General features: G+C 63.5%; 4 protein-coding genes and 1 pseudogene. All 5 read left to right on the top strand.

The features are described from left to right. On the top strand, nt 1-638 hold a 638-nt coding region (locus AC1DY5_RS46115), incomplete at its 5' end, for an aconitase X (protein WP_478121080.1). Nucleotides 639-1,223: 585 nt separating this feature from the next. After that, nucleotides 1,224-1,346, top strand: coding sequence for a hypothetical protein (locus tag AC1DY5_RS46120; protein ID WP_478121081.1), 123 nt, complete (start codon nt 1,224-1,226; stop codon nt 1,344-1,346). After that, nucleotides 1,343-2,356 carry a flavin reductase gene (locus tag AC1DY5_RS46125; protein WP_478121082.1) on the top strand — a complete coding sequence of 338 codons (1,014 nt, stop codon included), beginning with the start codon at nt 1,343-1,345 and terminating at the stop codon, nt 2,354-2,356. The genes AC1DY5_RS46120 and AC1DY5_RS46125 overlap by 4 nt, the downstream gene beginning before the upstream one ends. 41 nt (nt 2,357-2,397) lie before the next feature. After that, nucleotides 2,398-2,671 (top strand): annotated as a pseudogene (locus AC1DY5_RS46130) (TauD/TfdA dioxygenase family protein); the annotation flags it as partial. A 436-nt stretch (nt 2,672-3,107) separates the two neighbouring features. Continuing rightward, the gene (locus AC1DY5_RS46135; RefSeq protein ID WP_478121083.1) at nt 3,108-3,278 is read left to right on the top strand and encodes a hypothetical protein; all 171 of its coding nucleotides are present in this window, start codon (nt 3,108-3,110) and stop codon (nt 3,276-3,278) included. Nucleotides 3,279-3,817: the final 539 nt, after the last annotated feature.

The following is a 3,817-nucleotide window of genomic DNA, read 5'->3' on the forward strand; positions in this document are numbered from 1 at the left end:
GCGGCAACCGCATCCCGGCCGTCGTCAACATGCCGCCGCTCTTGAGCCCGACGGCCGGCAAGTGCCTGTCGGGTTGCGTCTCCGCGGGAATGAACGACCCGATGCTGCACATCATCGGCTCGGCCCTGCCCGAGTCGCGCACGCTGGAAGCCGCGTTCGGCGGCAAGGTCCCAGCGAACGTCGAGAAGCACATCGTGACGCTGGACGACGTGCGGGAGTACTACCGCAAGCTCGACTCGGCCAAGAGCGACAAGGTGGACATCGTCGTCTTCGGCTGCCCGCACTTGACGTACCACGAGGTTCGCCAGATCGCCCGCCTGATCGAAGGCCGGAAGGTGAGCCCGAACGTGCACATGTGGGTGCAGACCGACACGCCGTCGTACCACATGGCCAGAGACAACGGCGAGGCCAAGATGATCGAAGACGCCGGCGGAAAGATCTACCACTCCACGTGCATGGGCATGAACCCGGTGCGCACCTGGAGTCACGACCTCAACATCGCGACGAACAGCTTCAAGTACGTCAAGCTCGGCGGCGGCTTCGGGCAAGGCTGGCACTTCGGTGCGGTTCCCGATCTCATCGACGCGGCCGTGACCGGCCGGTTCGTGTCCACCCGCTGGCAAGAGGAACCCCCATGAACGCAAACATGATGCAGCTGCCTGACCCGGAGCTTGCAGCTTCCCGCTGAAACCCTTCAGGGGCTGCTGGCCGGCGACGTGGACGCCATGATCACGGGGGTCGTGGAGGCCAGGCTGTCGCCGAAGCGTGCAAGGTCGACGAGGTAGGCCGCTGCAGCCGATGATCTGGATGGCTCGGCACAGGCGCCCGCGAATGAGTTGCATGCCTGCGCACCGTCGACATGGGAAGCTGGAGCACTTGTTCCTGGATGACTTCTCTTGGGCCCCAGAAGCAGAGTGTATTGCGGCGGCTGGAGACGCCCGCGAAGGCGGTGCAATTTCACCGCCGGCTCGTCAATGCATGCATGCGCTCGCGCGCAAAGAGCACCGCACTTCGACCTGAACAGCTGCAGGTAGCCATCATCGGGGCCGGTGCAACGGGCGTGGAGTTGGCCGCCGAGTTGCGTAGCCGGCTGTCCTTGGCGCAGTGGACCGGGCACGGGAGGCGGCAGGAAGGTCATCGAATCGGAGTATGTTGAGGTCCTGGCCGGCGACGTCTGACACGGCGCGCCAGTCTGGACTCCCGAAGCCCGAAAGGAGAGCACCGTGATCGTTACGCGTTGGCACATTGACGCCCGCTTTGGGGACAAGCAGGCAGTGATCGATGCCCTGAAAGCCTGGAACCGCAACTTCGGCGAGCAGATCGGCTGGATGCGGAGGACGCCATGACGAACACTACGACCATCGATTCCAAGCAGTTCCGCAATGCACTGGGCTCGTTCACCACCGGCGTCACGGTGGTCACCACGCGTGGCTTGGAGGGCGAAGATGTCGGCCTGACGGCCAATAGCTTCAATTCGGTCTCGCTCGATCCGCCGATGGTGCTCTGGAGCCTGGCCCGTAAGTCGTCGACCGCTGCGGCGTTTATGGCCGCCGAGCACTTTGCGGTTCATATCCTGGCGTCGGACCAGGAGCATGTCTCGAACCAGTTCGCCGCGCGCGGCATCGACCGCTTCGCCGGCCTTGCCGTCGAACGCGGCCACGGTGACGTGCCGCTGCTCGCCGGTTGCTCGGCGCGATTCGAATGCCGCACGTCGTATCGCCACGACGGCGGCGACCACGTGATCTTGGTCGGCGAGGTGGTGGCGTTCGACAGCTTCGGCCGCGCGCCGCTGGTCTTCCACGGCGGCAACTACGGCCTGCTGATGAAGAAGAAGGCGGAAGAAGTCGAGGACGTCAGCTCGAGCTTCGGCGACGAGTGGCTCGGCTTCCTGCTCGGCCGCGCCTACTACCAGATGCTGATGCCTCTGCGTGCCGAGTTGGAACGGCAGGGGCTCGACGACATTCACTACAACATCCTGTCGGCGTTGAGCGCGGGCGAAGGACGCAGCGTGACCGAGCTGAGCCGCCTGGTCGATTTCACCGGCCACCGCGTCGGCGACGAGCATTTCGCCACCCTCGCCGCACGCAAACTGATCTTCGTCGAAGGCGGCGAGCGGGTCCGCTTCACCGAGGCCGGGCGTCGTTATGCGATCGAGTTGATGGCGGCCGGCAAGTCCGCCGAGGCCGACGCGGCGGGCGAGGTCGACTTCAACGAGGCGAGGCTGCTCAAGCTGCTGCTCAAGCGGGTGATCCGGGCCACCGGGCAAGGCTTGCCGGACCACTGGCGCAAGGAAAACATCTGGCGCGAGAACAACCTGTGGGGTGCAGCCGGCGCGACCGGAGGTTCATCGACCTGAAAGGAGAGGGCTTTCAAACCCCGAACGGGGCCCTGCGGGGTCCAGAGACCGGCGGCGACACCATGTGGTCCAACATGGTGATGGCCTATGACAACCTGCCCCCCACCATCAACCAACGGATCGATGGCTTGTACGCCAAGCACAGTGCCGAACACACCTGGCGCCCAGATGCCGACCCAAGACCGTCTCGCCATGGCTGTGAAGAACCCCGCCGCGGTGGTGCTTACCCATCCGGAGACGGGTGAAAAGGTGTTGTTCGTCAACTCAGCGTTCACGACCCATTTCTCGAACTCCTTCAACTTCGAGGACTTCCGCTACGGCCAGGACTTCAGTGGACGCCCTTGCCTCGGCCGGAATATGTCGGCGTGTCAGGCCAGACGTATCACCTGGACTGAAGTTGAAGTTGACCCTGTTGCGCGGGCGGGTTGGGACTTGATTCTGTTCGAGCCCCCATCCTGCACGTCGCGAATAATGGACGAAGGCAGAACCCGATCTCGGAACAATGGGTTGTGCGAGAACGACCACAAGCGCGCTCGGTTTGTACGCAAAGGCTTCCGTGTCAGCCTACCGCTTTTCTTCTCCCGGTCGCAATGGCTGGTCCCGAGGCCACACTATCCGAGTGTGCGCTGGTCTTGGACTGAGGGCCTTTTAGGTTGGCAATTATTGTTTGCCATGGCACTATTATCTACACCAAGTGCACCGCCCCGGGTAACTCATGATGAATATCAGGAACCAACACGCGAAGGCCTTCATGTCGGTGAGCGACGAGACGCTCACGCGGTTCGCGAGCATCCTCCTCAAACTCAAGAAGGAGGGGATGAGCGCAGAGGAGGCCAGGACCTTCATCCAACGCCAGGCTGCAGAAGCCAAGGCAAAGGGCGACCAGCCGTTCGCCCAAACCATGATGCTGGAGCCGAAGTAAGACGGTCAGGGCGTAGACATGATTCAGCCGCCCGAAGAACTCACCGATGACGCGCTTGCCGCGCAGGCGGCAGAGTGGCGCCGCCGCGCGCTGCACGGCGAGCACGATGCGAACGGGCGGGCGCACGTGTTGGAGCGCGAGCTGCGTAGGCGCAGTGGAGCGTTGAGCACACTGGGTGCGGACCTGCGTGCGCCTATCGGACGCCGCGCACCCTGGTGGGCATTCTGGAGGCGCTGATGATCGACACCACCCTCAACAACGTCCGCGTCTGTAGCTAAGCTAGGTCGATGCGGTGCATTCACGAAGGTCTCGGACCGGGTCCACATGACGCTCGCCCTCTTGCAGAGAGATCGGCGTCCGGTGGTGCACGTGGATGAAGCCGGCCGCACGCTCGCTCGCCATAGGTACGCTCGAAGTTGAACCCCGCACACGATGACTCTAAACCGTGGTGCTCGATGCAGAGGCGTCTGGCTTCGGGGCTTGGATCGTGGGCGTTCACGGTCACGTGCATCGCGGCCCCTTTCACGCAGGTTCAACTC

Source organism: Variovorax sp. P4_D9 (assembly GCF_056401695.1).